Below are 23,868 nucleotides of genomic sequence, written 5' to 3'. Positions count from 1 at the left end.
CGCCCCATCAGGGGCGCGGGGAACTGCGCGACCAGCCACGACACACCCGCAGGTGGGCAGGGCCCCGGGGGCGAAGGCCCCCGCTCCTCAAGCGCCGGAGGGGCTGGAAGGTCACCGCCGGCTGGCGATGACCTTCCGCGCCAAAGACCGCGGGCTGGTCAGAAAGCCGTACCCCCACGACATGTGCATCGTCGCCAGCGCCACCGGAATCCGCAGCCGCGCGCCGACCGGGAGGCCCTTGCCCGCCGGGACGGAACCGGCCGTGATCGCCGCGAGGTAGCCGGCCGGGACGACCAGGCCCCAGGGGCTGACGGTCGCGCCCACGACGACGCCCGCCGCGATGGCGCACACGGCGGCCGGGGCCGCCAGATAGCGCAGGTTGATCGAGCCCTGGTGGTAGCGGGCCACGACATGGCGCCAGCGGCCGTAGTTCTTGTACTGCTTGGCCAGCGCCCGCACGTTCGGGCGGGGCCGGTAGGAGACCTTGAGCTCCGGGGAGAACCAGATCAGCCCGCCCGCCTCACGGATCCGGAAGTTCAGCTCCCAGTCCTGGGCGCGGATGAACTCCTCGTTGTAGCCGCCCTGCCGCTCCAGCTCCTCGCGCCGGAAGACGCCCAGGTAGACGGTCTCGGCGGGCCCGGCCTGGCCACCGGTGTGGAAGGCCGCGTTGCCCACGCCGATCCGGGAGGTCATGGCGGCGGCGACGGCCATCTCCCAGTCGTTCTCGCCCTCGGCGTGCATGATGCCGCCGACGTTCTGCGCGCCGGTCTCGTCCAGGAGCCGCACGGCGGTGGCGATGTAGTCCGGCGAGAGCATCCCGTGCCCGTCGACGCGTACCACGATCGGGTGATGTGATGCCTTGATCGCGGCATTGAGCGCGGCGGGGGTCCGTCCCGTGGGATTCGGCACCGTGTGGACCCGGGAGTCCTCCGCGACGAGCTCCGCGGCGATCTCGTCCGTACGGTCCGTGGACGGTCCGAGGGCGATCACCACCTCCAGCTCACCGGCATACTCCTGCTCCAGGATGTGCCGCACGGAGGTGCGCAGATGCCGCTCTTCATTGAGCACCGGCATGATCACGGAAACGGCTGGCAGCTGCTGATCGCGCATGGTTCCTCGGGGGTACGGGGGTCGGGATCACCACCCGGCGGACGACGGAAACGTCGGCCACGTTACCGCCAATGGGGGACGTGGTTCCGCCCCGCCCGGGTGGCGGAGCGGGCGCGGACGGCGTGGGGCCGCAGACAGATCATCGTATGGGCCTACGTTGTGTCCGCATGGCGAGGGAAGCGTCACACCCGTCCCCACCCGTCCCCGGCACGCCGCCCGATCTTCGCGGAGGTCCCCCAGTGACCGCACCGGCCCGCTCCTCCGCCCCCCGCTCCGCTCCCCGCCCGGTCAACGCCCGCCACCGCACCCCGCGCCCCCCGCGCTGGGGGATGCGGCTGGCCACGATCGCCGCGGTGGCCGTGCTGGGCACGAGCGGCATCGGGCACGCGGTGGTCTCCGGGCTCTCCGGCGGGATCGGCCGGGTCGACGCCTTCGAGGGCCTGTCCAACCGGCCGGACGGCGGCCGGGGCATGAACGTCCTGCTCGTCGGCACCGACGGCCGCGACCGGATCACCGAGGACGAGCGCAGGCGCTACCGCCTGGGCGGCACCGCCTGTCACTGCACCGACACGATCCTGCTGGTGCACCTCTCCGCCGACCGCGAGCGGGCCACCGTCGTCGGCCTGCCGCGTGACACCTACACCGAGATCCCCGAGCGCACGGACGAGTTCGGCCGGACGCGGCCGGCCCATCCGCAGAAGCTCAACGCCGCCTACGCCGAGGGCGGCCCCGGGCTGACCGTGCGCTCCGTGGAGCGGTTGACCGGACTGCACGTCGATCACTACATGGAGGTCGACTTCACCAGCTTCATGCGGACCGTCGACGCGGTGGGCGGGGTGCGGGTGTGCACCGTGAGACCGCTCAGGGACACCTACTCCGGGCTCGACCTGCCCGCCGGCACCAGCAACCTCGACGGTGGCCAGGCCCTCCAGTACGTGCGCTCCCGCCATCTCGACGGGGCCGCCGACCTGGGGCGGATGCAGCGGCAGCAGCGGTTCCTCGCCTCGCTGATGCACAAGGCCGCCGACGGCGGGGTGCTGCTGAACCCGGTGAAGTTCCAGGAGGTCGCCTCCTCCGTGGTCGGCTCGGTCCGCGCGGACCGGGGCTTCGGCACCGACGAGCTCGTGGACCTCGGCAGGGCGATGCGGAATCTGAGCCCCGCCTCGACCGAGTTCATGTCCGTGCCGATCGCCGTGGCGGACTACCCCGTGCCGAACGTCGGCTCGACCGTGCGCTGGGACGACGCGGCGGCCGGCAAGCTCTTCCAGGCCCTGCGCGAGGACCGGCCCGTGGGCGCGGCCCCGGGCTCCCCCCACCGCCCCCAGGACGCCAAGCCGCCCGCCGAGGGCAATCAGCCCCCCGCCGAGGCCGTCGACGTCGCCCCCGAGCGGATCCGGGTCCAGGTCCTCAACGCCAGCGGCCGCCCGGGGCTGGCCCGGGGCGCCGACCAGGCGCTGCGGGCCACCGGCTTCCTCACCACCGGGCTGCCCCTCGACGCCCCGCCGCCCGCGGTCAGGCACACGACGATCACCTACGACCCGCGCTGGGACCGCTCGGCCCGCTCGCTCGCCGCCGCCCTGCCGGGCGCCGGGCTGCGGCCGGTGGCCGGCCAGGGGCCGCTGATGAAGGTGCTCCTCGGCACGGACTTCACCGAGGTCCGGCCCGTCCGGGCCAAGGAGCCCGACCGGCCGGACCGGATCCCGGTGGTCACCGGCGACCAGGCGGTCTGCCCGGAGCAGACCTGAACCCGGCCCTTCTCCCCTTGGTGAACCCTCGGTCAGTCCTCGAAGCCCTCGGCGGCCCGGTTCTGCCGGAGCTCCATGATCGCGCGGCGCCGGGCGAGCCGGTGCGTCCGCCGGATCTGCGCCTCCTGGTAGCGCCGCCGGTCCCGCTCGGTCTCCGGGACCACCTGCGGCACCGGCCGGGGCTTGCCGTCGGCGTCGACGGCCGCGAAGACGAGATAGGCGCTGCCGACCTGGACGGCCGGCGTGGACTCGTTCCACCGCTCGGCCAGCACCCGCACGCCGACCTCCATGGAGGACCGGCCGGTCCAGTTCACCTGGGCCTTCACATGCACGAGGTCACCGACGCGGACCGGTTCCAGGAAGGCCATCTCGTCCATGGAGGCGGTGACCGCGGGCCCGCCGGAGTGCCGCCCGGCGACCGCGCCCGCCACGTCGTCCACCAGCTTCATGATCACACCGCCGTGGACGGTGCCCAGCAGATTGGTGTCGTTGCCGGTCATGATGTGGGAGAGCGTCGTACGGGAAGCCGATGTCGGCTTGCCGGATATCTCCGGATCCGTTCCCCGGTCCTGGTTGGTCATGTCCACCAGTATGCGGGGACCGCCGGACACCCCGCCGGGCACCCGGGATGTGCATCAGCTCTGCAACAGGACCGCACCGGTTTCCCAGGCGCCCTGTGACCGGGCCCGCGCGGCAGGCACACTCGGTTGCATGAATGACTGGCCCGATCGGCGGAACGGCGCGCCCGAGGAGCGGTACGGGCGCGGCAGCACTGGTACCGAGCCCGAGGGCGCCCGCGCCATGCCGCATGTGCGGCGTCCCGCGCCGCCCCGACAGGTTCCGCCCCAGCAGTACCGCCCGCCACAGGGCTACGACGCCCCCGCCCCCTCCGACGGCTACAACACCGGACAGGTCTACGGACACGGCAGCGGCGGCGGCCGCGGCGGCACCGGCCGGGGGAACCCCGGCGGCGGCGCGGGCGGCCCGGGCGCACGGGCCGGCGCCCCCGACTGGCGCAAGCGGATCAAGATCGGGGCGATCGCGCTGGTCGCCACGGCCCTGGTCGTCTCCGTGAGCACGTACTTCTGGGCCGACGGCAAGCTGCGCCACGAGGTGGACCTCGCCAAGGTCGCCGACCGCCCCGCGGCGGGCTCGGGCACGAACTACCTGATCGTCGGCTCCGACAGCCGCGAGGGCCTGTCCGACCAGGACAAGAAGGACCTCCACACCGGGTCGGCGGACGGCAAGCGCACCGACTCGATGATGATCCTCCACACGGGCGACAACGGCACCACGATGCTGAGCCTGCCGCGCGACTCGTACGTCACGATCCCCGCCTTCACCGGCGCGACGTCCGGGAAGCAGTACGCCCAGTCCACGCACAAGCTCAACCGCGCCTACTCCGACGGCGGCGCCGAGCTGCTCGTGCGGACCGTCGAGTACAACACCGGGCTGCGCATCGACCACTACGCGGAGATCGGCTTCGGCGGCTTCCGCAATCTCGTGGACGCGCTGGGCGGCGTGGACATGTGCCTCGACAAGCCGGTCAAGGACCGGGACTCGGGCGCCGACTTCAAGGCGGGCTGCCAGACGCTGAACGGCGCGCAGTCGCTGGCCTTCGTCCGCCAGCGGCACCAGGAGGCCGACCAGGACCTGGGCCGGATGCGCAACCAGCAGAAGTTCCTGAACACGCTCGCCAAGCAGGCCGCCTCGCCCTCGACGGTCCTCAACCCCTTCCGGCTCTACCCCGTGATCGGCTCCGGGCTGGACACCCTCGTCGTCGACAAGGACATGGGGCTGTGGGACCTGGGGTCGATGTTCTGGGCGATGAAGGGCGTCACGGGCGGCGACGGACAGCAGCTGACCGTGCCCATCGGCAACCCCAACCTGCCGACGCGCGGCGACGGCGAGGCCGTGGCGTGGGACAAGGTCAAGGCCAAGCAGCTCTTCGACCAGCTGAAGAAGGACGAGAAGGTCACCGCCGTCGCCCCGAAGTGACGGCGGCGGTGACGACGGCGGTGACGACGACGGCGGCGGTCGTCAGGCGTCGTCGGGCGACGGCCCGGTCGCGTTGATCACGGCGAAGACCGCACCCTGCGGGTCCTGGAGGACGGCCATCCGGCCGGCCACCATGTCGAACGGCGGCTTGAGCACATTGCCCTTGGCCCTGACCAGCGCGTCGACCGTGCTGTCGGTGTCGTCGACGGAGAAGTACGTCAGCCAGTGGGAGGGCGATCCGGGCGGGGAGTTCTCCAGGCCCTGCATCCCGCCGACCACCCGGCCCTTCGCCTTGAGGGAGGAGTAGGCGGGCATCTCCTCGAAGGGCTCGGCGGTCAGGCCCAGGGCGTCCGCGTAGAAGGCGCCGGCCGCGTCGGTGTCGGCGGTGTTGAGCTCGTTCCACACCACCGAGCCCGGCTCGTTGACGATCTGCGAGCCGGGGAAGTCCTTGGCCTGCCAGATCCCGAAGACCGCGCCCGTGGAGTCGGCCACGACGGCCATCCGCCCGAGCGTCATGACGTCCATCGGGTCCATCAGCGGGGTGCCACCGGAGTCCTTGATCTTCCGCATGGCGGCATCGGCGTCCGCGACGGCCAGATACGTCGTCCACGCGGGCGGCGGCTTGGAGCCGCCCTCCTGCGCCATCGACGTCATGATCCCCACCACGGGCTTGCCGCGCAGCGTGCAGACCGCGTACCCACCGGTCTCGGGCGGCCCGGGCTCCCCCTGCCAGCCGAAGAGATCGCCGTAGAAGTCGAGGGCCTCCCGCTGGTCGGGGACCACGAGATCGGCCCAGCAGGGCGTCCCGGGCACATAGGGCTTCGTTACCTCGGGCATGACGCGCGCCTCCCTGGCAGTACGGACACCCCCGCGACCACCTTCACCCCGCCACCGGAGGCCCGCCACCGGAGGAACGGCGAACGGCCCCCGGCGGACCGTCGCCGGGGGCCGTTCGCGCGCTGCCGACGCGCGGCGCGTTACGGGAGCGCGTTACGAGAACGCGTTACGGAGCGCGTTACGGGAGGTTGCGGGCCATGACGATCCGCTGGACCTGGTTGGTGCCCTCGTAGATCTGCGTGATCTTGGCGTCGCGCATCATGCGCTCGACCGGGTAGTCACGGGTGTAGCCGTAGCCGCCGAGGAGCTGGACGGCGTCCGTGGTGATCTCCATGGCGGCGTCGGAGGCGTAGCACTTGGCGGCGGCGCCGAAGAAGGTGAGGTCGGCGTCGACGCGCTCGGACTTGGCGGCGGCCGCGTAGGTCAGCTGCCGGGCGGCCTCCAGCTTCATCGCCATGTCGGCCAGCATGAACTGGACGCCCTGGAAGTCGCCGATCGGCTTGCCGAACTGCTTGCGCTCCTGGACGTAGCCCTTGGCGTAGTCGAGGGCGCCCTGGGCGATGCCCAGCGCCTGGGCGGCGATGGTGACGCGGGTGTGGTCGAGGGTCTTCATCGCCGTGGCGAAGCCGGTGCCCTCGGCGCCGATCATGCGGTCGGCGGGGATGCGGACGTTGTCCAGGTAGACCTCGCGGGTCGGGGAACCCTTGATGCCGAGCTTCTTCTCCGGGGCACCGAAGGAGACGCCCTCGTCGCCCTTCTCCACGACGAAGGCGCTGATGCCCTTCGAACGCTTCTCGGGGTCGGTGACGGCCATGACCGTGTAGTACTCGGAGACGCCCGCGTTGGTGATCCAGCGCTTGACGCCGTTGAGCACCCAGTAGTCGCCGTCGCGCACGGCGCGGGTCTTCATCCCGGCCGCGTCCGAGCCCGCGTCGGGCTCGCTCAGGCAGTAGGAGAACATCGCGTCGCCCTTGGCGAGCGGGCTCAGGTACTGCTTCTTGAGCTCCTCCGAGCCGGAGAGGGCCACCGGGAGCGAACCGAGCTTGTTGACCGCCGGGATGAGCGAGGACGAGGCGCACACCCGGGCGACCTCCTCGATCACGATGACGGTCGCGAGGGCGTCCGCGCCCGCGCCACCGAACTCCTCCGGCACGTGCACGGCGTGGAGGTCGGCGGCGACCAGGGCGTCGAGCGCCTCCTGCGGGAAGCGGCCCTCCTCGTCCACCTCGGCGGCGAACGGCGCGATCTTCGCCTCGGCGAGCGAGCGCACGACCTTGCGGAGCTCGTCGTGCTCCTCGGACGGCCGGTACAGGTCGAAGTCCTTGTTTCCCGCCAAGGCGTACTCCCCAGAGAGTTAGCTACTGATTAGTAACCCCGATTCTAGGGGCGCACTTCGGGCGAGGACCACGTGAGCTTGCCGACAACCCGTGATCTCCCCGAGATCCTTCCCGGGCGGGCCCCGACTATGCTCGGGCAACGCAATCCGGCCGCCGGGCCCGCGCGCGGGCCGGCCGTCAGTACCGCACAGCAATGGAGCACCGCATGGCCCTCAGGATCACCGTGATCGGCACCGGCTACCTCGGCGCCACCCACGCCGCGGCCATGGCCGAGCTGGGGTTCGAGGTGCTGGGTCTCGACGTGGTTCCCGAGAAGATCGAGACGCTCGCGCGCGGCGAGGTCCCGATGTACGAGCCGGGGCTGGAGGAGCTGCTGCGCAAGCACGTCGCCGGCATCGAGGGCTCGACCGGACGGCTGCGCTTCACGACCTCCTGGGAGGAGGTCGGCGAGTTCGGCGACGTCCACTTCGTCTGTGTGAACACCCCGCAGAAGCACGGCGAGTACGCCTGCGACATGTCCTACGTCGACAGCGCCTTCACCTCGCTCGCCGCCCATCTCCACCGCCCCGCGCTGGTCGTCGGCAAGTCGACCGTGCCGGTCGGCAGCGCGGGCCGGCTCGCGAAGCTGCTCACGGAGCTGGCCCCGGCGGGCAAGGACGTGGAGCTCGCCTGGAACCCGGAGTTCCTGCGCGAGGGCTTCGCCGTCCAGGACACCCTCCACCCCGACCGCATCGTCGTCGGCGTCGCGGGCGAGCGCGGCGAGAAGCTGCTCCGCGAGGTCTACGCGACCCCGGTCGGCGAGGGCTCGCCCTTCGTGGTCGCCGACTACCCGACCGCCGAGCTGGTGAAGACCGCCGCCAACTCCTTCCTCGCCACGAAGATCTCCTTCATCAACGCCATGGCCGAGGTCTGCGAGGCCGCCGACGGCGACGTCGTGAAGCTGGCGGAGGCCATCGGCCACGACGACCGCATCGGCAAGAAGTTCCTGCGCGCGGGTGTCGGCTTCGGCGGCGGCTGCCTGCCGAAGGACATCCGGGCCTTCATGGCCCGCGCGGGCGAGCTGGGCGCCGACGAGGCCCTGACCTTCCTCCGCGAGGTCGACTCCATCAACATGCGCCGCCGCACCCACATGGTCGAGCTGGCGCGGGAGGCCGTGGGCGGGAGCTTCCTGGGCCGTCGCGTCGCGGTGCTGGGCGCCACGTTCAAGCCGGACTCGGACGACGTCCGGGACTCCCCCGCGCTCAACGTCGCCGGCCAGATCCACCTCCAGGGCGGCCAGGTGACGGTCCACGACCCCAAGGGCATGGAGAACGCCCGCCGGCTCTTCCCGACGCTCGCCTACGCGGACAGCGCCATCGAGGCCTGCCGGGGGGCGCACGTGGTGCTCCACCTCACGGAGTGGGGCGAGTACCGCCAGCTCGACCCGGCCGTGGTCGGCGCGGTGGTGGCGGAGCGGCACATGATCGACGGCCGCAACGCGCTGGACGCTGCCGCTTGGCGTTCGGCGGGCTGGACGTTCCGGGCGCTGGGGCGCCCTAAGGCCTGACCCCTGGCGGTGTCCTCAAACGCCGGACGGGCTGATTTCAGCCCGTCCGGCGTTTGAGGACACAACACAGCAGCCCGTCCGGCGTTTGAGGACCGGGGTCCGGGGCGGAGCCCCGGGAATCAGCCGTCCAGCCGGTCGATCGTCGCGATCGACGGCCCCCGCTTCGCGGAGACCTCCCGCGCGACCGCCTCCGCGTCGCGCAGGACGCGCGTCGCGTTCTGCCACGTCAGCTTGGCCAGGTCCGCCTCGGACCAGCCGCGGCGCAGGAGTTCCGCGATCAGGTTCGGGTAGCCGGAGACGTCGGCCAGGTCGGCCGGGGTGAAGGCCGTGCCGTCGAAGTCGCCGCCGATGCCGATGTGGTCGACGCCGGCGACCTCGCGCATGTGGTCGAGGTGGTCGGCGACCGTCGCGGCCGTGGCCACCGGGCGCGGGTGCTCCGCCTCGAAGGCGTGGTGGACGGCCATGCCCTCGGCGGTGGTGTCGAGGTGGTGGAAGCCGTGGGCGCGCATGTTCTCGTCGGCGGCCCGCGTCCAGGCGACGGCCTCCGGCAGGACGAACTTCGGGACGAACGTGGCCATGGCCACGCCGCCGTTCGCGGCGAGCGCGCCGAGGACGTCGTCCGGGATGTTGCGGGGGTGGTCGCAGACCGCGCGGGCCGACGAGTGCGAGAAGATCACCGGCGCCTCGCTGACCCGCAGCGCGTCCCGCATCGTGCCGGCCGAGACGTGCGAGAGGTCGACGAGCATGCCGAGGCGGTTCATCTCGCGGACGACCTCCTCGCCGAAGCGCGTCAGCCCGCCCGCCGCCGGCTCGTCGGTCGCCGAGTCCGCCCACGGGACATTGTCGTTGTGGGTGAGCGTCATATAGCGGACGCCGAGGCGGTGGAGGGCGCGCAGCGTGGCCAGCGAGCAGTTGATGCTGTGCCCGCCCTCGGCGCCCATCAGCGAGGCGATGCGGCCCTCGGCGCGGGCGGCCTCCATGTCGTCGGCCGTCAGGGCGAGCCGCAGCTCACCGGGGTGGCGGTCGACGAGCTGCCGTACGACGTCGATCTGTTCCAGCGTCGCGCTGACCGCCTCGTCGCCGGCCATGTCCGTGCGCACGTACACCGACCAGAACTGCGCGCCGACGCCGCCAGCGCGCAGCCGGGGCAGGTCGGTGTGGAGCCCGGCGGCGCTCTGGTCGGTGGCGATGTCGCGCTGGTCGAGGTCGTAGCGGACCTGCTGGCGCAGGGCCCAGGGGAGGTCGTTGTGACCGTCGACGACGGGGTGCGCGGCGAGCAGCTCGCGGGCGCGGATCAGCTCGTCCACGGCGCTCACTTCCCGAATCCGAAGCCGGTGGCGCCCTCGACCTTGGCGCGCAGGCGCTTGCCCTTCTCGGTGGCCTGGTCGTTGAGCTCGTCCTGGAAGCGGCGCATCCGGTCGAGCAGCTTCTCGTCGTGGGCGGCGAGCATCCGGACGGCCAGCAGGCCGGCGTTGCGGGCGCCCGCGACGGAGACGGTGGCGACCGGGACGCCGGCGGGCATCTGGACGATGGAGAGGAGCGAGTCCATGCCGTCGAGGTACTTCAGCGGCACGGGCACGCCGATCACCGGCAGCGGGGTGACCGAGGCGAGCATCCCGGGCAGATGGGCCGCGCCGCCCGCGCCCGCGATGATCGCCTTGAGGCCGCGGCCGGCGGCCAGCTCCCCGTACTCGATCATCTCGCGCGGCATCCGGTGCGCGGAGACGACGTCGACCTCGTAGGGGATCTCGAACTCGTCCAGGGCCTTCGCGGCGGCTTCCATGACGGGCCAGTCGGAGTCCGAGCCCATGACGATGCCGATGAGGGGGGAGCCGGGAGAACTCATTCCGTGATCGTTCCTCGCAGATATCCGGCGGCGTGCGCGGCGCGCTCGCGCACGTCCGCCAGGTCGTCGCCGTAGGTGTTGACGTGTCCGACCTTGCGGCCGGGCTTCACGTCCTTGCCGTACATATGGATCTTCAGGGCCGGGTCGCGCGCCATGCAATGCAGGTACGCGTAATACATGTCCGGATAGTCGCCGCCGAGAACATTGGCCATCACGGTCCACTTGGCGCGCGGGCGCGGATCGCCGAGCGGCAGGTCCAGTACGGCCCGGACGTGGTTGGCGAACTGCGAGGTGATCGCGCCGTCCTGGGTCCAGTGGCCGGAGTTGTGGGGGCGCATCGCGAGCTCGTTGACGAGCACCCGGCCGTCGCGGGTCTCGAAGAGCTCCACGGCGAGGTGGCCGACCACGCCCAGTTCCTTGGCGATGCGGAGGGCGAGCTCCTGGGCGTGGGCGGAGAGCTCGTCGGACAGGCCGGGCGCGGGGGCGATCACGGTGTCGCAGACGCCGTCGACCTGGACGGACTCCACGACGGGGTACGAGACGGCCTGGCCGTGCGGGGAGCGGACCACATTGGCCGCGAGCTCGCGGACGAAGTCGACCTTCTCCTCGGCGAGCACGGGCACGCCCGCCCGGAAGGGCTCTTCCGCTTCCTTGGCGTCGCGGACGACCCAGACGCCCTTGCCGTCGTAGCCGCCGCGCACGGTCTTGAGGACGACGGGGAAGCCCGTGCCGTCGCCCTCGGCGGCGAAGCGCTCGACGTCGGCGGGGTCCGCCACGAGGCGGTGCCGGGGGCACGGGACCCCGATCGCGTCGAGCTTCGCGCGCATCACACCCTTGTCCTGGGCGTGCACCAATGCGTCGGGCCCCGGGCGGACGGGGATGCCGTCCGCTTCCAGGGCCCGGAGGTGCTCGGTCGGAACATGCTCGTGATCGAAGGTGATCACATCGCAGCCTTGTGCGAACGCACGAAGGGTGTCCAGGTCGCGGTAGTCGCCGATGACGACATCGCTCACCACCTGGGCCGCCGAGTCCTGATGGGTATCACTGAGCAGCTTGAACCTGACACCGAGGGGGATGCCCGCCTCGTGGGTCATACGGGCGAGCTGACCGCCGCCGACCATGCCGACTACCGGGAACGTCACTCCCCCAGGGTATCCGTACGTACGAACCACTCCGACCCCTCATGGAGGATCCTCCAAGTCCGGAGGCTGTTCTTCCGGCAGCGCACAGGTGTAATCAAAGCGGCAAAACCGGGCGTTCGCTGTTCGTTCACCGACTCTCCGGACGGGCTCCTCCGCGGGCTCGTTAGCATGAAGACCATGACTCAACGGCGCACAGTGCGTTCCCGGCTGGAGCGGCTGGCCCGCGAAATCGCGAAATTCGGCGCCGTGGGCGCCATCGGATTCGTGGTCAACTTCATCGTCTTCAACATCTGCGTCCACGGCCTGGGGCTGGCCGTCGTGCGCTCGGGCGTCATCGCCACGGCCGTGGCGATCGCCGCGAACTACGTCGGCAACCGCTACTGGACCTACCGCGACACGGACAAGAACCGGCGCAGCCGTGAGCTCACCCTGTTCCTGCTCTTCAGCGCCGTCGGCCTGGTGATCGAGAACGGCATACTCGCCCTCTCCCACTACGGCATGGACCTGACCAGCCCGCTCGCCGACAACATCGCCAAGAACGTCGTCGGCCTCGGCATCGGCACGGTCTTCCGCTTCTGGTCGTACCGCACCTGGGTGTTCCGCGCGCTGCCCGCCCGCGACGCCGTCCAGGCCGCCGAATCGTTCCTGACGGAGGCGCCCGCCGCGCAGGAGCGCGTCAGGGCGGGGAAGTAACCGGCTTCTAGTCGTCCTGATCCGCCTCGCGGCTCAGGAAGAGCGCGAACACCGGCGGCTGCTGCTGGAGGAGTTCCAGCCGGCCGCCGTCCGCCTCCGCGAGATCGCGGGCGACGGCCAGGCCCAGGCCCGTGGAGTTACGGCCGCTGACCGTCCGTTCGAAGACCCGCGAGCCCAGATCTGCCGGGACGCCCGGCCCCTCGTCGGAGACCTCCACCACCGCCTGGTTGCCGGTGACCCGGGTGCGCAGGGCGACGGTACCGTCCCCGTGCATCAGGGAGTTCTCGATCAGCGTCGCCAGCACCTGGGAGACCGCGCCCGGCGTGCCCACCGCGCGCAGCCCCTGCTTGCCGGAGCGGACCACGGCCCGGCCCGTGGCGCGGGCGGCCGGCCGCCACTCCTCGATCTGCTGCTTGATGACCTCGTCGAGGTCGAAGGTGATCGCGGACCCGGTCTGCGGGTCACGGGAGTTCGTCAGCAGCCGCTGGACGACATCGGTGAGCCGCTCCACCTGGGTGAGGGCGATCATCGCCTCCTCCTTGACCGTCTCCGGGTCGTCGGTGAGCGTGATCTCCTCCAGCCGCATCGACAGCGCGGTCAGCGGCGTCCGCAGCTGGTGCGAGGCGTCGGCGGCCAGCCGCCGCTCCGCCGTGAGCATCCGCGCGATCCGCTCGGCGCTCGCGTCCAGGACGTCCGCGACCCGGTCGAGCTCGGGGACCGCGTAGCGACGGTGCCGGGGGCGGGGGTCGCCGGAGCCCAGCCGTTCGGCGGTCTCGGCGAGGTCGGTGAGCGGAGCGGTGAGCCGGTTGGCCTGACGTACGGCCAGGAACACGGCGGCGATCACGGCCAGCAGGGCCACCGCGAGGATCACCAGCAGGGTGCGGCCGATCTCCCGGCTGACCGTGCTGCGGGACTCCTCGACCCGTACCGTCTCGCCCTGTTCGCCCTTCAGCGTCGTGGTGATGACGCCGCCCTCGGGCCGGCTGCCGATCTCGATCGGCTGCCGGCCGGGGATGTCGACCCGGGCGTACCGGTTGGGGGTGATCTGATCGCCCAGCACCTCCGACTCGACGCGCTCGTGCCCGGCGAGCCGGCTGTCGACGATGGCCACCAGCCGGACGGCCTCGGACTGCACGCTCTCCTGCGCGCTGTTCTCGATCGTCCGGGTCTCGACGATGACCAGCGAGATCCCGAAGACCGCGATCACGACGAGCACGACGGCGAGCGTGGAGTTGATCAGTCGGCGGCGCACGGTGTCCTCCGGGCGGGGGTGGATCAGATCAGGCCCGGCAGGTGGCGGTCCCGGGACGGCTTGAGAGTCTCGGTCGGCTCGAGGGGCTCTCGGTCAGCTCTTCTCGAAGCGGAAGCCGACGCCGCGCACGGTGGCGATGTAGCGCGGGTTGGCGGCGTCGTCGCCGAGCTTCTTGCGCAGCCAGGAGATGTGCATGTCCAGGGTCTTGGTGGAGGACCACCAGGTGGTGTCCCAGACCTCGCGCATCAGCTGGTCGCGGGTGACGACCCGGCCGGCGTCCCGTACCAGGACCCGCAGCAGGTCGAACTCCTTCGCGGTGAGCTGGAGTTCCTCGTCGCCCATCCAGGCGCGGTGCGATTCGACGTCGATCCGCACGCCGTGCGTGGCGGGCGGCTGCTGGTGGGCCTCGACGGTGCCGCGGCGCAGCAGCGCCCGGACGCGCGCGAGCAGCTCGGCCAGCCGGAAGGGCTTGGTGACGTAGTCGTCGGCGCCGGCGTCCAGGCCGACCACGGTGTCCACCTCGTCGGCGCGGGCGGTGAGCACCAGCACGGGGAAGCCGTGCCCCTCGGTGCGCAGTCTGCGGCAGACCTCGAGGCCGTCCATGCCGGGCAGCCCGAGGTCGAGGACGAGCAGGTCCACTCCTCCTTGCAGGCCGGCGTCCAGGGCCGTGGGACCGTCTTCGCGCACCTCCACCTCGTACCCTTCGCGGCGCAGGGCGCGTGCGAGCGGCTCCGAGATGGAGGCGTCATCCTCGGCGAGCAGTACTCGGGTCATGGGGTGATGGTAGTCCGCGCGGGCGCACGTCAGCGGCGGGCCGAGTGCTACCTACGGCAACACTTCACCGAAAGTGCTACCACCTTCGAAAGGAAGCATTCGGTTCCGGAATCGACTGTGATCCATGTCTCAACACCTTCCATGGCCGGGCGGGGTGTGACGTATGGTGACCCGACATCTGTAGCACTACCGAGGGACCTTCGGGACATCCGACGAGCCGAAGGTCTCTGTTGTGCGCAGGGCTGGTGCTCCAGCCTTGTTCCACAGTGTTTGACCTGTCGGCCGGGTCCGCCGCGCGAAGATGCGCGGGGGGCGTGGATCCCGGAATACGGCCGTCCCGCGACTTCTCCCAGCGAGGAGCCGCACCCCAGGGGAGTGGGGCGGACGGTGTCAGTAGCCGGTGCCGGCCAACCCCCACCCGGGCGCGCGTCCTCCGGACCACCGCGCGTCCCGAGCACCCTAGGAATGACCATGGCGTCCAGCCTGACGAAGGACGCGGCGGAGCGGGAGAAGACCTCTCCGGCCTCCGACGGCAAGACCTTCTTCGGCCACCCCTTCGGCCTGGCCCCGCTCTTCTTGACCGAGATGTGGGAGCGTTTCTCCTACTACGGCATGCGGGCCCTGCTCGTCGTCTACCTGATCTCCGGCGGCCCCGATGCCAAGCCCGGCAGCCAGGGCGGCGGTCTGGCGATGCCCGAGGCCAGCTCGGTGGCGATCTACTCCATCTACGTGGCCATGGTGTACCTGCTCGCCATGCCCGGTGGCTGGTTCGGCGACCGCGTCTGGGGTCCCCGTAAGACGGTCACCATCGCGGCCAGCACGATCATGGCGGGCCATCTGCTCCTGGCCGTGCCCGGCAAGCCGACCTTCTTCGCCGGCCTCGCGCTGGTGGCGATCGGCTCCGGCCTGCTGAAGTCCAACATCTCCACGATGGTGGGCCACCTCTACGACGGCCCGACGGACCCGCGCCGGGACGGCGGCTTCACGCTGTTCTACATCGGCATCAACCTCGGCGCCTTCTTCGCGCCGCTGGTCATCGGCACCATCGGCCAGGAAGTCAACTGGCACCTGGGCTTCGGCATCGCCGCCGCCGGTATGGCGCTCGGCCTGCTGATCTTCCTGTGGGGCACCCGCCACCTCGACCCGAAGAGCAGCGTCGTCCCGACGCCGCTGTCGGCCGAGGAGCGCAAGTCGACCCTCACCAAGGCCCTGATCTGGCTGGGCGTCGCGGCCGTCTTCTACGGCATCGTGGGCGGCACCGGCACCTTCACCCTCAACTGGGCCCTGGTCCCGATCACCCTGCTGGGTCTGATCATCCCGATCACCGTCCTGCTGCGCATCAAGCGCGACAAGGACCTGAGCGACACCGAGCAGACCAAGGTCAGCGGCTACATCTGGTTCTTCGTCGCCGCCGCGGCCTTCTGGATGATCTTCGACCAGGCCGGTTCGACGATGTCGACCTTCGCCGAGAAGAAGACCGCCGACAACGTCTTCGGCATCGGCTTCCCGTCGACCTGGTTCCAGTCGGTCAACCCGCTGTGGGTCATGGCGCTGGCCCCGGTCTTCGCCTGGCTGTGGGTGTTCCTGGCCCGCCGCAACAGCGAGCCCAGCACCACGGTGAAGTTCGCCATGGCGATGGTGCTCATCGGCGCCTCGTTCTTCGTCTTCGCCGTCCCGATGGGCATGGCGGGCGACGGCACCAAGGTCAGCCCGGCCTGGCTGCTGATGATCTACATGATCCAGACCATGGGTGAGCTGTGCCTCTCCCCGGTGGGTCTGTCGCTCACCACGAAGATGGCGCCGAAGAAGTACGCGAGCCAGATGCTGGGCGTGTGGTTCCTCGCCGTCACCGCCGGTGACTGCACGACGGGTCTGCTGTCCATCGCCGGTGTGGACATGAACGGCACCGGCACGATCGTGTTCCAGGCCGCGCTCTGCACCCTCGCGGGTGTCGCGGTGTGGATGTACCGCAAGCGGATCATCGCCCTGATGGGTGACGTCCACTGACGCGAGTGCCTTGACGCGAATGCGTTGACGGACACCGGAAGCCCCCGGCACGGGAACGTGCCGGGGGCTTTCGCGTGCGCCCGTTCCGCCGTCCGCCGGCCGTCCGGTCCGTCAGCCGTCCGTCAGCCGGGGGGCGCGCCGGGGCCGGGCCGCCTGGGGTCGGTCTCCGGGGTGAACCACGGGAGCGGGCCCTCCCGGGCCGCCGGGGGCTCCGGACCGGCCGTGGCGGCCATGGCGGCCTTGACGGGCGTACGGGGACGGACACGGTCCACGACCGCCATGCCCGCGCGGAAGACCGCCAGCGGGACGACCACGCCCAGCAGGATCCAGAAGAGCGTCACCCCCCAGGGCCGGCTCACGTCCCACGGCTGCTCGACGAGCACCTTGCCGGCGTACTCGAGCGAGACGAGGTAGTCCCCGTACGCGCCCGCCGCCAGCTCCACGTCGAGCGTCACCCGCTCCTTGCGCCCGGGGGCCACCGTGCCGTGCCAGGGGCGGTCCTCCCAGGCCGGGGCGAGCACCCCGCGCGAGGTGCCGAGCCGGAAGGCCGGGTTCTTGGCAGGGGTGGAGCCGAGGTTGGCGACGGTCACGACGAGCCGGCGGGTGGGCGGGGCGCCGAACCACGTCAGCAGCCCGCCGGCCCCCTCCAGCCGGGCGTCGAGCACGCTGAGCCGCTCCCCGCCGCTCTGCTCCGGCAGGGGCGCGACGGGGTGCCCGCTGACGACCAGCGGAACGTCCGTCGCGACGGAGTCGCCGGTGACGGTCGCCACATGGACGACACAGGGGCAGGGCTTGGGCGGCGCGGGGACGGGCACGTCCACGCGGAAGGCGCCGTCGGCGCCGGTGGTGACGGCGCGGCCGTCGGCGTTGGCGCAGGCGTTGGTGCCGCCGATCATGTTCTGCCCGCAGACGAGCAGGGTGAGCAGCGCACCGGCCGGCCAGCCCCGGCCGGTCACGGTGACCCGGCCGTCCCGGGGGACCTCGGAGCGGTCCACGGCGGCCTGGGGGGCGCCGTCGGCGAGGACCGGGGGCGCGGGGAGGGCGACGAGGAGCGCGAGCAGCGCGAGGAGCGCCGCTGCCCACTCCCAGGCGCTCCCACGGCCTCTCCGGCGGCCCCGCGGCGGTCGGCCCCGCGGCGGTCGGCCCCTCATGAGCGGGCCGCCCGACGACGCCGTAGACGCCGTACGCGGCGTACGACCGCCCCGGCCGCCACGAGCCCGGCCGCCGCGCCGAGGGCCGGGCGGAGCCAGGGCAGGGGCGTGTACGAGCCGGACGCGGCGGCCCGGGTGCCGTCCGGGGTGGTGGCCGTGACGCGCACCGCCACCCGGTCCAGGCGCGGGGCCTCCGGCCATCGCTCCGCCAGCCGTACGCTCTCGCCGGGTGCCAGGGCGGTGGGGACTCCTGCTGCCTGGCGGCTCAGGACCTGCCCGAAGAGGCCTTCCGCCCGGATGGTCAGCCGGGGGGCGAGGGTGGTGTTGCCCCGGTTGACCAGGGCGTAGTGGATCACCGCGTCCCGGCCCGTGCCGCTGACCCGGACGTGCTCCACCGAGAGCGCGGCGAAGGCGGTCCCCGCGACCCGTACGGCCATGGACACCCGGACCCGCCGGCCGTCCCCGGAGGCGGTCACGGCGGCGGAACGGTCGCCGGGTGCCGAACCGGCCGGAACGGTCACGGTGAGGGGGACGTCCGCGCGGGTGCGGGGCGGCACGCTCACGCGTCCGGCGGCGAGGGAGATCCACGGGTCGCTGCCGCTCAGCTCGACCGTCAGCCGCCGGTCGCCGGGGTTGACGACCGTCAGCTTGTCCTCCAGGACCGAGCCGGGGGCGCCTTCGAGGTAGAAGGACGACCTGTCCTCCGCCGTCGGCGCCTTCCTGCCACCGGGGGCGGGCGCCGCCGTCCAGGACGGCCGGCTGTCGGCCGGGGTCGGGGCGACCGGGGCCGGGGCGGTGGGCGTGGGCACGGCGAGCACCGAGGCGGCGCAGAGCAGGGCGGCGGCGGTGTTGCGGGCGTTCGTCGGCGGCATCAGCGGCATCGGCGGCTCCCTGGGCGTGGGGGTGAGGGGGTCAGCCGGCGGTGCGGCGCCTCCGGGTGAGCCAGAGGGTGCCGGCGACCCCGGTGAGGAGCACGGTGCCGCCGAGGGTGGCGAGGGCGACGGCGGAATCGGAGGGCCCGGTCTGCGGGAGCTGCCCGCCGCCGGTGGTGCCGCCGGTCGTACCGCTGGTGGTCGAGCCGGTGGACCCGCCGGTGGTGCCGGCCGTGGAGCCGCTGGTCGACCCGCCGGTCGACCCGGCCGACGACCCACTCGTGGACCCACTGGTCGACCCGCTCGTGGACCCGCTCGTCGATCCACCCGTGGACCCACTAGTCGATCCACTCGTCGACCCGCTCGTGGACCCGCCGGTCGTGGTCCCGCCCGTCCCGCCCGGGTCCTTGACCTCAAGGGTGAGCGAGGGCTTGGGGTTGTTGGTGGGGGTGCAGGTGGTCGTGGTGCCCAGGGCGGAGATGGTGAGGACGGAGGCCGTGAAGGTGACCTGGCCACCCTTCTTGGGGGTGTACGTCCCCGACAAGTCACTGATCTTGATGGGGGTGTTGGGAGGTATCGGCTGGTCGTTGGCGGGGCCGGAGACGTCGACCGTGCCGCTGTCCGCGCCGCCCACCTTGATCACGGCACTTGGCTTCATCGCGCCCTTGCCGAGCTCGATGGGGCTGGAGGAGACGCCCTTCTGGAAGGTCATGGTGAGCTTGTAGGCGTCACCGCTCGCCGTGGCCTTGATGTCGATGGGCGAGACCGCGCTGCGGTCCCCGATCGGCGTCTTGCACTGGTAGTTGACGTCGACGACCTCGGCCCGCGCGTCCGGCGCGACCAGCAGGAACGCGCCGCCGGCCAGAGCCGCCGAGACGGCGAGCGCGCCGGCGCGGCGCTTGGGGTGGCGTGAGGTGCGGTACACCTGGGGTTCCCCTCTCGTCCGGTGCCACAGCAGAGATTTGCTGACGGCACATCAGATCGGACGCCGAAGGTACGCCCGGGACGGTGGAGAGGGAAGACAAGGAACAGCCCGTAAAGGCTCTCCCTCAGGGCTTCTCTACGACGGCCCGGCCAGTTCCGCCCAGACCGTCTTGCCGACGCCGCCGGAGCGCCGGACGACCCCCCAGTCGAGGCAGAGCCGCTGGACGATGAACATGCCGTGGCCGCCGGGCCGGCCCGCGCGGTGCGGGGTCCGGGGTGCCGGGGTGCCGGTGCCGAGGTCGCTGACCTCCAGCCGGAGCACCTTGCCCGTACGGCTGACGCACAGCTCCTCGGGGCCGTCGGCGTGCAGGCAGGCGTTGGTGACCAGCTCGGAGACGACCAGCAGGACGTCCTCGGCGGCGGCCCGGTGGTCGGCGGAGACCGCGGGGAGCCAGCCCCAGTCGTGGAGCGCCTGACGGGTGAAGTCACGCGAGAGCGGTACGGCGCCACCGACCCCGACGAGGCGCAGCCTGCGGGCCGCCGCTTCCGCCGGGGCCGGTGAACCGGCCGAGGCGGCGTCCCCCGCCTCCGGGCCGGGGCCGTCCGGCGGTGGGCACGCCCGGGTGGTGCTCATCAGCGCTTCACCTCACCGATTCACCGATACGAACACGAACATCTTCAATGGATTCAGCTGTCTCCTGCCCGGCGGAATCGTGAGAACACCCACGAATTCGACGGGGCGCCTGTGACACAGGCAACGGAGATTCCCGGCTCGGCTCAGTCGGCGAGCGCCGAGTCGAGCGTGTCGTGCACGGTGAAGACGGCCCCGGCTCCCGTGATCTCGAACACCCGGGCGACGACGGGGGTCATCGCGGCCAGGTGGACGGCGCCTCCGGCGGCCTCGGCCTTGAGCCGGGCGCCGAGGAGTACGTTCAGGCCGGTCGAGTCGCAGAAGTCGAGCCGCGAGCAGTCGACGACGAGGCGGGCGTCGCCGTCGCGTACACAGCCCTCCAGGGACTCGCGCAGCAATTCGGCCGTGTGGTGATCGAGCTCACCCGCGGGCGAGACGACCGAGCTCGCGCCCTCGCGCCGGACCTCCACTTGCAGTCGGCCCCTGCTCGGATTGCCGACCATCCCGCGATCCATGCGCTCCCGCTCCCCTTCATGCGCTCGTGGCGTGCTCGCGTTCCGCTGCCGAAACACTACGCCTTCCTTACGCGGCTCCGGAAGCCGAAGTTCCGCCAAATACTGACAGAATGGGACAAACCATACTTGCCAGACGGTGGTGAAGACCGGTAGGGCTAGTAGGGACACATTTTCCACCGACGGCTTTGGAGGCGCCGCAAACCGCAGCAAAAGGGTCACGGCTTCGGCAGCCATATGCCGAGAATGATGGAGGAGACCATGTCACCCCGGCTCGACGAACAACGTCCCGCCACCTCGTGCGCCTCGCACGAGGACCTCGCGACGGCCTCGTCGGCAACCCTGCCCGAGCACGACGCCCCCGACACCCCCGGCCTCGCCGGGCTCCCTGAGATCCCCCCGTACGACGAGGTGGCCGCGGTCGACGCGCGGGCCCTGTCCAAGACGCTCTTCGCCCGCCTCGCGTCGCTCGAAGAGGGCACCCACGACTACGCGTACGTCCGCAACACACTGGTCGAGCTGAATCTGGCCCTGGTGAAGTTCGCGGCCTCCCGGTTCCGCACCCGCAGCGAACCGATGGAGGACATCATCCAGGTCGGCACCATCGGTCTGATCAAGGCGATCGACCGGTTCGAGCTGACCCGCGGTGTGGAGTTCCCCACCTTCGCGATGCCGACGATCATCGGCGAGATCAAGCGCTTCTTCCGCGACACCAGCTGGTCCGTCCGGGTCCCCCGGCGACTCCAGGAGCTCCGCCTCGACCTGGCCAAGGCCGGCGACGAGCTGGCCCAGCAGCTGGACCGCGCCCCGACCGTCGCCGAGCTCGCCGAGCGGCTGGGCCTGACGGAGGACGAGGTCGTCGAGGGCATGGCCGCGAGCAACGCGTACACCGCGAGCTCGCTGGACGCCCAGGCCGACGACGACGAGCCGGAGGGCTCCCTGTCGGACCGCATCGGCTACGAGGACCACGGCCTGGAGGGCATCGAATTCATCGCGTCGCTCAAGCCCCTCATCGCGGAACTGCCGTACCGCGACCGCCACATCCTCTCCTTGCGGTTCGTGTCGAACCTGACGCAGTCGGAGATCGGCGAGGAGCTGGGCATCTCCCAGATGCACGTCTCCCGGCTGCTGTCCCGCACGCTGGTGCGGCTGCGGCGGGGACTGCTGGCCGAGGAGTGACGCGGGGCGCGCCGCCGCCCACGACTGTGCCGCTGTGCCGCACGGGCCCGCCCGCCCATGCGGCACAGCGGCTTTCCCAGGGCCTTGAGAAAACCTTGAGAAGCCCTTTCACGGCCTTCCATGGCCGAAAACATTCTCCTCAAGCACTTCGCGCAGGCCATTGAATGCGCTGGCCAACACTGATCCCTCATCAGCGCATCAGTGCACTCTTCATGCTTGGGAGACACCCCATGAGACGACTCCGCACCGCGGGTCTTGCCCTTCTCGGCGCGACGCTCGTCGCCTCCGTCGCGGCGAGCCCGGCCCAGGCCTCGCCGGGCGAGACCCGCACGGTGTGCGCCGACTCGATGACCCCGGACGGCTGGGTCGACGTCAACTGGGGCACCAGCGCCTCGTGCCGCGTGATGGGCGGCTCGAACATCAAGATGATCAAGCAGCTCGACGGCCTCCCCGTCGGCACCCAGGTCAACGCCTGCGCCACGGCCCAGCCGCCGAATGGCTGGATCAAGGTCCAGACCTACTACAGCGGAGGCTGCGTGGCCTTCGGCAACCCGTCCTTCACGCCGAATGCGTGGCTGCTCCGGCGAGCGTCCTGACCGGGACGCGGTAGGGAGTGCGGGCCCGATCTCCGTGGCCGGGTGTCACGCGACCTCCCCAGGGGCGGGTACCGGGCCACAGTCCGTCTCGTGATCCTTGGTCAAAGCGGCCGACACGTCGGGGTCGGAATGGGCTTCGGCGGTGTGCTCCCATGCGGCCAGCATCTGGGCCACAGCCGCGCTGTTGTTGATGGAGTCCGCGGCACGCGTGGAGGCAACCAGTTCGGCTACGAAGGCCCGGGCATCCGGCTCGGGGAGGAACCCGACCCAAGGAAACACGTCGGGCAGCACGTCCAGGACCGTTTCCCGGGTCCGACCCACGCGATCGGGGCTATCAGCACTCATATCTCCCGAAGGTAGTTCCAGGCACCCGCCTCAAGCGATCGCTCGCACGGGGGACCTCGGGCGTACGCTCGCCCCATGGGTGCCACCTTCGGCCAGCGGCTCCGGGACGTACGCAAGCGCCGGGGCCTGAGTCAGCGTGAACTCGCAGCGATGTCAGGCGTTTCGCTCTCCCTGATCCGCAAACTGGAGCAGGCAGAACGCGACGACACCCGGCTGGAGACAGCGCACAGACTCGCGGTGGCTCTGCGAGTGCCCACGAGCCGGCTGGCCGGCGATCGGGGCGACGCCGGACCCGAAGCCCCCGCCGCGAACCAGTGGGAAGCGGTGCGCCGAGCGCTGACGGATCCCGTCCGGGCGACGGAGAGCGGCGAGCCGCCCACCCTCACGGGTGTACGCGCGGCCCTCGACTCGGCGCTCCCGTTGTTCTCCACGGACCGGTACACGGAGCTGGGCGCGATCCTGCCGCCCCTCATCCGCGACGCGGACGCGCTGGCGGAGACCGGACTTGACGGCAAGGCCCTCCGGGCCCGCCTGATGCAGCTGACGGGCTGGCTCCTCACCCAGACCCGCCAGTTCCAGGCGGCAGACGTAGCGCTGGAACGAGCGCTGGGCGAAGCACCGGACGACCTGCACGCGGCGACCAGCGTCAGCACCCGCTGCTGGCTGCTCCTGCGGCAGGGCAGGCTGGGCGCCGCACGCGAGCTGGCGACGCGCTGGGCCGACGAAGTCGAACCCCGCATGTCCCGCGCCACGCCCGCGGAGCTCAGCGCGTGGGGCTGGCTTCTGCTGCGCCTCTCCGCCGCGTCCGTCAGGGACAACAGGCCCGACGAGGCCGACCAGGCGCTGCGCCTCGCCCACTCCGCCGCGATCGCGATGGGGCGGGAGTTCGCACCGGAGAAGGACTTCCTCCGGGCACTCGGCCCCGTGACGGTAAAGCTCAAACGCGCCGAGAACGCACTGATCGCCGACCGCCCCGACCACGTACTCCAACTCGCGGAACGCGTACCCGCGACCGGCCTCCGGCCCACCTCGAACAACCGCAACCGCCACCTGCTGGACGTCGCGGAAGCGAACGTCCGGCTGCGGCGGTACGCGGAAGCGGTGGACGTCCTGGAGCACGTCCGGACCGTGGCGCCCCAGTGGCTGCCCAATCAGCGGTACGCGCAGGACATTCTCGGCCGGGTGATCGAGAGAAGGAGGACCCTCACGCCGGGCATGCGATCGCTCGCGGACGCCATCGGTGTGCCGCTGTGACCACGGGTGGCACTTCCACCGACCGCCCCGCCAAAGTGCCATTGTGGGGCGGAAAGCGACTTCCGTAGCGTCTTGGCGCATGGCGACAGATGAGCAAACCGGCACGCCTGAGGTCGG

23 protein-coding genes are annotated in these 23,868 nt (G+C 71.4%); 8 read left to right on the top strand and 15 right to left on the bottom strand.

Going from position 1 to position 23,868, the window contains the following annotated elements:
• Nucleotides 1–111 precede the first annotated feature (111 nt).
• The gene (locus tag ACFYZR_RS16475) at nucleotides 112–1,110 is read right to left on the bottom strand and encodes a glycosyltransferase family 2 protein (RefSeq protein ID WP_391910638.1); all 999 of its coding nucleotides are present in this window, start codon (nucleotides 1,108–1,110) and stop codon (nucleotides 112–114) included.
• Between the two features lie 239 nt (nucleotides 1,111–1,349).
• Here ACFYZR_RS16475 and ACFYZR_RS16470 point away from each other — a divergent pair, with 239 nt between their 5' ends.
• Nucleotides 1,350–2,855, top strand: coding sequence for an LCP family protein (locus tag ACFYZR_RS16470; RefSeq protein WP_391910636.1), 1,506 nt, complete (start codon nucleotides 1,350–1,352; stop codon nucleotides 2,853–2,855).
• A 32-nt stretch (nucleotides 2,856–2,887) separates the two neighbouring features.
• Here the strand turns inward: ACFYZR_RS16470 and ACFYZR_RS16465 are convergent, their stop codons facing one another.
• Entirely contained in the window at nucleotides 2,888–3,436 is a 549-nt protein-coding gene (locus ACFYZR_RS16465) for an acyl-CoA thioesterase (RefSeq protein ID WP_391910634.1), read from the bottom strand.
• A 130-nt stretch (nucleotides 3,437–3,566) separates the two neighbouring features.
• Between ACFYZR_RS16465 and ACFYZR_RS16460 the strand changes: the two genes are divergently transcribed.
• The gene (locus ACFYZR_RS16460) at nucleotides 3,567–4,853 is read left to right on the top strand and encodes an LCP family protein (protein WP_391910632.1); all 1,287 of its coding nucleotides are present in this window, start codon (nucleotides 3,567–3,569) and stop codon (nucleotides 4,851–4,853) included.
• Between the two features lie 42 nt (nucleotides 4,854–4,895).
• On the opposite strand, the gene ACFYZR_RS16455 is transcribed toward ACFYZR_RS16460, so the two are convergent.
• Complete coding sequence (locus tag ACFYZR_RS16455) at nucleotides 4,896–5,690, bottom strand: VOC family protein (protein ID WP_391910630.1); 795 nt, start codon at nucleotides 5,688–5,690, stop codon at nucleotides 4,896–4,898.
• A gap of 178 nt (nucleotides 5,691–5,868) precedes the next feature.
• Nucleotides 5,869–7,026, bottom strand: a complete 1,158-nt coding sequence (locus ACFYZR_RS16450; RefSeq protein ID WP_391910628.1) for an acyl-CoA dehydrogenase family protein — start codon at nucleotides 7,024–7,026, stop codon at nucleotides 5,869–5,871.
• 206 nt (nucleotides 7,027–7,232) lie between these two features.
• Here ACFYZR_RS16450 and ACFYZR_RS16445 point away from each other — a divergent pair, with 206 nt between their 5' ends.
• Nucleotides 7,233–8,573, top strand: a complete 1,341-nt coding sequence (locus ACFYZR_RS16445) for a UDP-glucose dehydrogenase family protein (RefSeq protein WP_391910626.1) — start codon at nucleotides 7,233–7,235, stop codon at nucleotides 8,571–8,573.
• A gap of 119 nt (nucleotides 8,574–8,692) precedes the next feature.
• Here ACFYZR_RS16445 and ACFYZR_RS16440 read toward each other — a convergent pair whose 3' ends face one another.
• Genes ACFYZR_RS16440 through ACFYZR_RS16430 form a run of 3 tightly spaced genes read right to left on the bottom strand, consistent with a single transcriptional unit; the run spans nucleotide 8,693 to nucleotide 11,561 of the window.
• A complete protein-coding gene (locus ACFYZR_RS16440; RefSeq protein ID WP_391910624.1) occupies nucleotides 8,693–9,889 on the bottom strand; it encodes a dipeptidase in 1,197 nt (398 codons plus the stop codon).
• Nucleotides 9,886–10,419 (bottom strand): 5-(carboxyamino)imidazole ribonucleotide mutase, encoded by a 534-nt coding sequence (gene purE, locus ACFYZR_RS16435; protein WP_391910622.1) that lies wholly within the window; start codon nucleotides 10,417–10,419, stop codon nucleotides 9,886–9,888. Before purE ends, ACFYZR_RS16440 begins: the two co-directional genes overlap by 4 nt.
• Nucleotides 10,416–11,561, bottom strand: a complete 1,146-nt coding sequence (locus ACFYZR_RS16430; RefSeq protein ID WP_391910620.1) for a 5-(carboxyamino)imidazole ribonucleotide synthase — start codon at nucleotides 11,559–11,561, stop codon at nucleotides 10,416–10,418. Before ACFYZR_RS16430 ends, purE begins: the two co-directional genes overlap by 4 nt.
• A gap of 177 nt (nucleotides 11,562–11,738) precedes the next feature.
• Here ACFYZR_RS16430 and ACFYZR_RS16425 point away from each other — a divergent pair, with 177 nt between their 5' ends.
• Nucleotides 11,739–12,254, top strand: coding sequence for a GtrA family protein (locus ACFYZR_RS16425; RefSeq protein WP_391910618.1), 516 nt, complete (start codon nucleotides 11,739–11,741; stop codon nucleotides 12,252–12,254).
• A gap of 7 nt (nucleotides 12,255–12,261) precedes the next feature.
• On the opposite strand, the gene ACFYZR_RS16420 is transcribed toward ACFYZR_RS16425, so the two are convergent.
• Together ACFYZR_RS16420 and ACFYZR_RS16415 are read right to left on the bottom strand one after the other, a co-directional pair.
• Entirely contained in the window at nucleotides 12,262–13,506 is a 1,245-nt protein-coding gene (locus ACFYZR_RS16420) for an ATP-binding protein (RefSeq protein WP_391910616.1), read from the bottom strand.
• Between the two features lie 93 nt (nucleotides 13,507–13,599).
• Entirely contained in the window at nucleotides 13,600–14,280 is a 681-nt protein-coding gene (locus ACFYZR_RS16415; protein ID WP_229348737.1) for a response regulator transcription factor, read from the bottom strand.
• A 471-nt stretch (nucleotides 14,281–14,751) separates the two neighbouring features.
• On the opposite strand from ACFYZR_RS16415, the gene ACFYZR_RS16410 reads away from it, so the two are divergent.
• Nucleotides 14,752–16,287 (top strand): peptide MFS transporter, encoded by a 1,536-nt coding sequence (locus tag ACFYZR_RS16410; protein ID WP_391910613.1) that lies wholly within the window; start codon nucleotides 14,752–14,754, stop codon nucleotides 16,285–16,287.
• A 122-nt stretch (nucleotides 16,288–16,409) separates the two neighbouring features.
• On the opposite strand, the gene ACFYZR_RS16405 is transcribed toward ACFYZR_RS16410, so the two are convergent.
• The 5 genes from ACFYZR_RS16405 to ACFYZR_RS16385 form a co-directional block, all read right to left on the bottom strand.
• Nucleotides 16,410–17,438, bottom strand: a complete 1,029-nt coding sequence (locus ACFYZR_RS16405) for a hypothetical protein (protein WP_391910611.1) — start codon at nucleotides 17,436–17,438, stop codon at nucleotides 16,410–16,412.
• Nucleotides 17,435–18,319, bottom strand: coding sequence for a hypothetical protein (locus ACFYZR_RS16400; protein ID WP_391910609.1), 885 nt, complete (start codon nucleotides 18,317–18,319; stop codon nucleotides 17,435–17,437). Before ACFYZR_RS16400 ends, ACFYZR_RS16405 begins: the two co-directional genes overlap by 4 nt.
• Nucleotides 18,320–18,350: 31 nt before the next feature.
• Complete coding sequence (locus tag ACFYZR_RS16395) at nucleotides 18,351–19,235, bottom strand: LPXTG cell wall anchor domain-containing protein (RefSeq protein ID WP_391910607.1); 885 nt, start codon at nucleotides 19,233–19,235, stop codon at nucleotides 18,351–18,353.
• 135 nt (nucleotides 19,236–19,370) lie between these two features.
• Nucleotides 19,371–19,868 (bottom strand): ATP-binding protein, encoded by a 498-nt coding sequence (locus ACFYZR_RS16390; protein WP_391910605.1) that lies wholly within the window; start codon nucleotides 19,866–19,868, stop codon nucleotides 19,371–19,373.
• A 143-nt stretch (nucleotides 19,869–20,011) separates the two neighbouring features.
• Nucleotides 20,012–20,380 (bottom strand): STAS domain-containing protein, encoded by a 369-nt coding sequence (locus ACFYZR_RS16385; RefSeq protein WP_391910603.1) that lies wholly within the window; start codon nucleotides 20,378–20,380, stop codon nucleotides 20,012–20,014.
• 246 nt (nucleotides 20,381–20,626) lie between these two features.
• Between ACFYZR_RS16385 and ACFYZR_RS16380 the strand changes: the two genes are divergently transcribed.
• Together ACFYZR_RS16380 and ACFYZR_RS16375 are read left to right on the top strand one after the other, a co-directional pair.
• Complete coding sequence (locus tag ACFYZR_RS16380) at nucleotides 20,627–21,556, top strand: RNA polymerase sigma factor SigF (RefSeq protein WP_391910716.1); 930 nt, start codon at nucleotides 20,627–20,629, stop codon at nucleotides 21,554–21,556.
• A 230-nt stretch (nucleotides 21,557–21,786) separates the two neighbouring features.
• On the top strand, nucleotides 21,787–22,152 hold the full coding sequence (locus ACFYZR_RS16375) for a hypothetical protein (protein WP_391910601.1): 366 nt from the start codon (nucleotides 21,787–21,789) through the stop codon (nucleotides 22,150–22,152).
• A 45-nt stretch (nucleotides 22,153–22,197) separates the two neighbouring features.
• Here ACFYZR_RS16375 and ACFYZR_RS16370 read toward each other — a convergent pair whose 3' ends face one another.
• Nucleotides 22,198–22,443 carry a hypothetical protein gene (locus ACFYZR_RS16370; protein ID WP_391910599.1) on the bottom strand — a complete coding sequence of 82 codons (246 nt, stop codon included), beginning with the start codon at nucleotides 22,441–22,443 and terminating at the stop codon, nucleotides 22,198–22,200.
• Nucleotides 22,444–22,572: 129 nt separating this feature from the next.
• Between ACFYZR_RS16370 and ACFYZR_RS16365 the strand changes: the two genes are divergently transcribed.
• Complete coding sequence (locus ACFYZR_RS16365; RefSeq protein ID WP_391910597.1) at nucleotides 22,573–23,751, top strand: helix-turn-helix domain-containing protein; 1,179 nt, start codon at nucleotides 22,573–22,575, stop codon at nucleotides 23,749–23,751.
• Nucleotides 23,752–23,868 lie beyond the last annotated feature (117 nt).

This window comes from Streptomyces sp. NPDC001678, from assembly GCF_042892945.1.
GTDB lineage: Bacteria > Actinomycetota > Actinomycetes > Streptomycetales > Streptomycetaceae > Streptomyces.
This window is presented reverse-complemented; position numbering and strand designations above follow the sequence as displayed.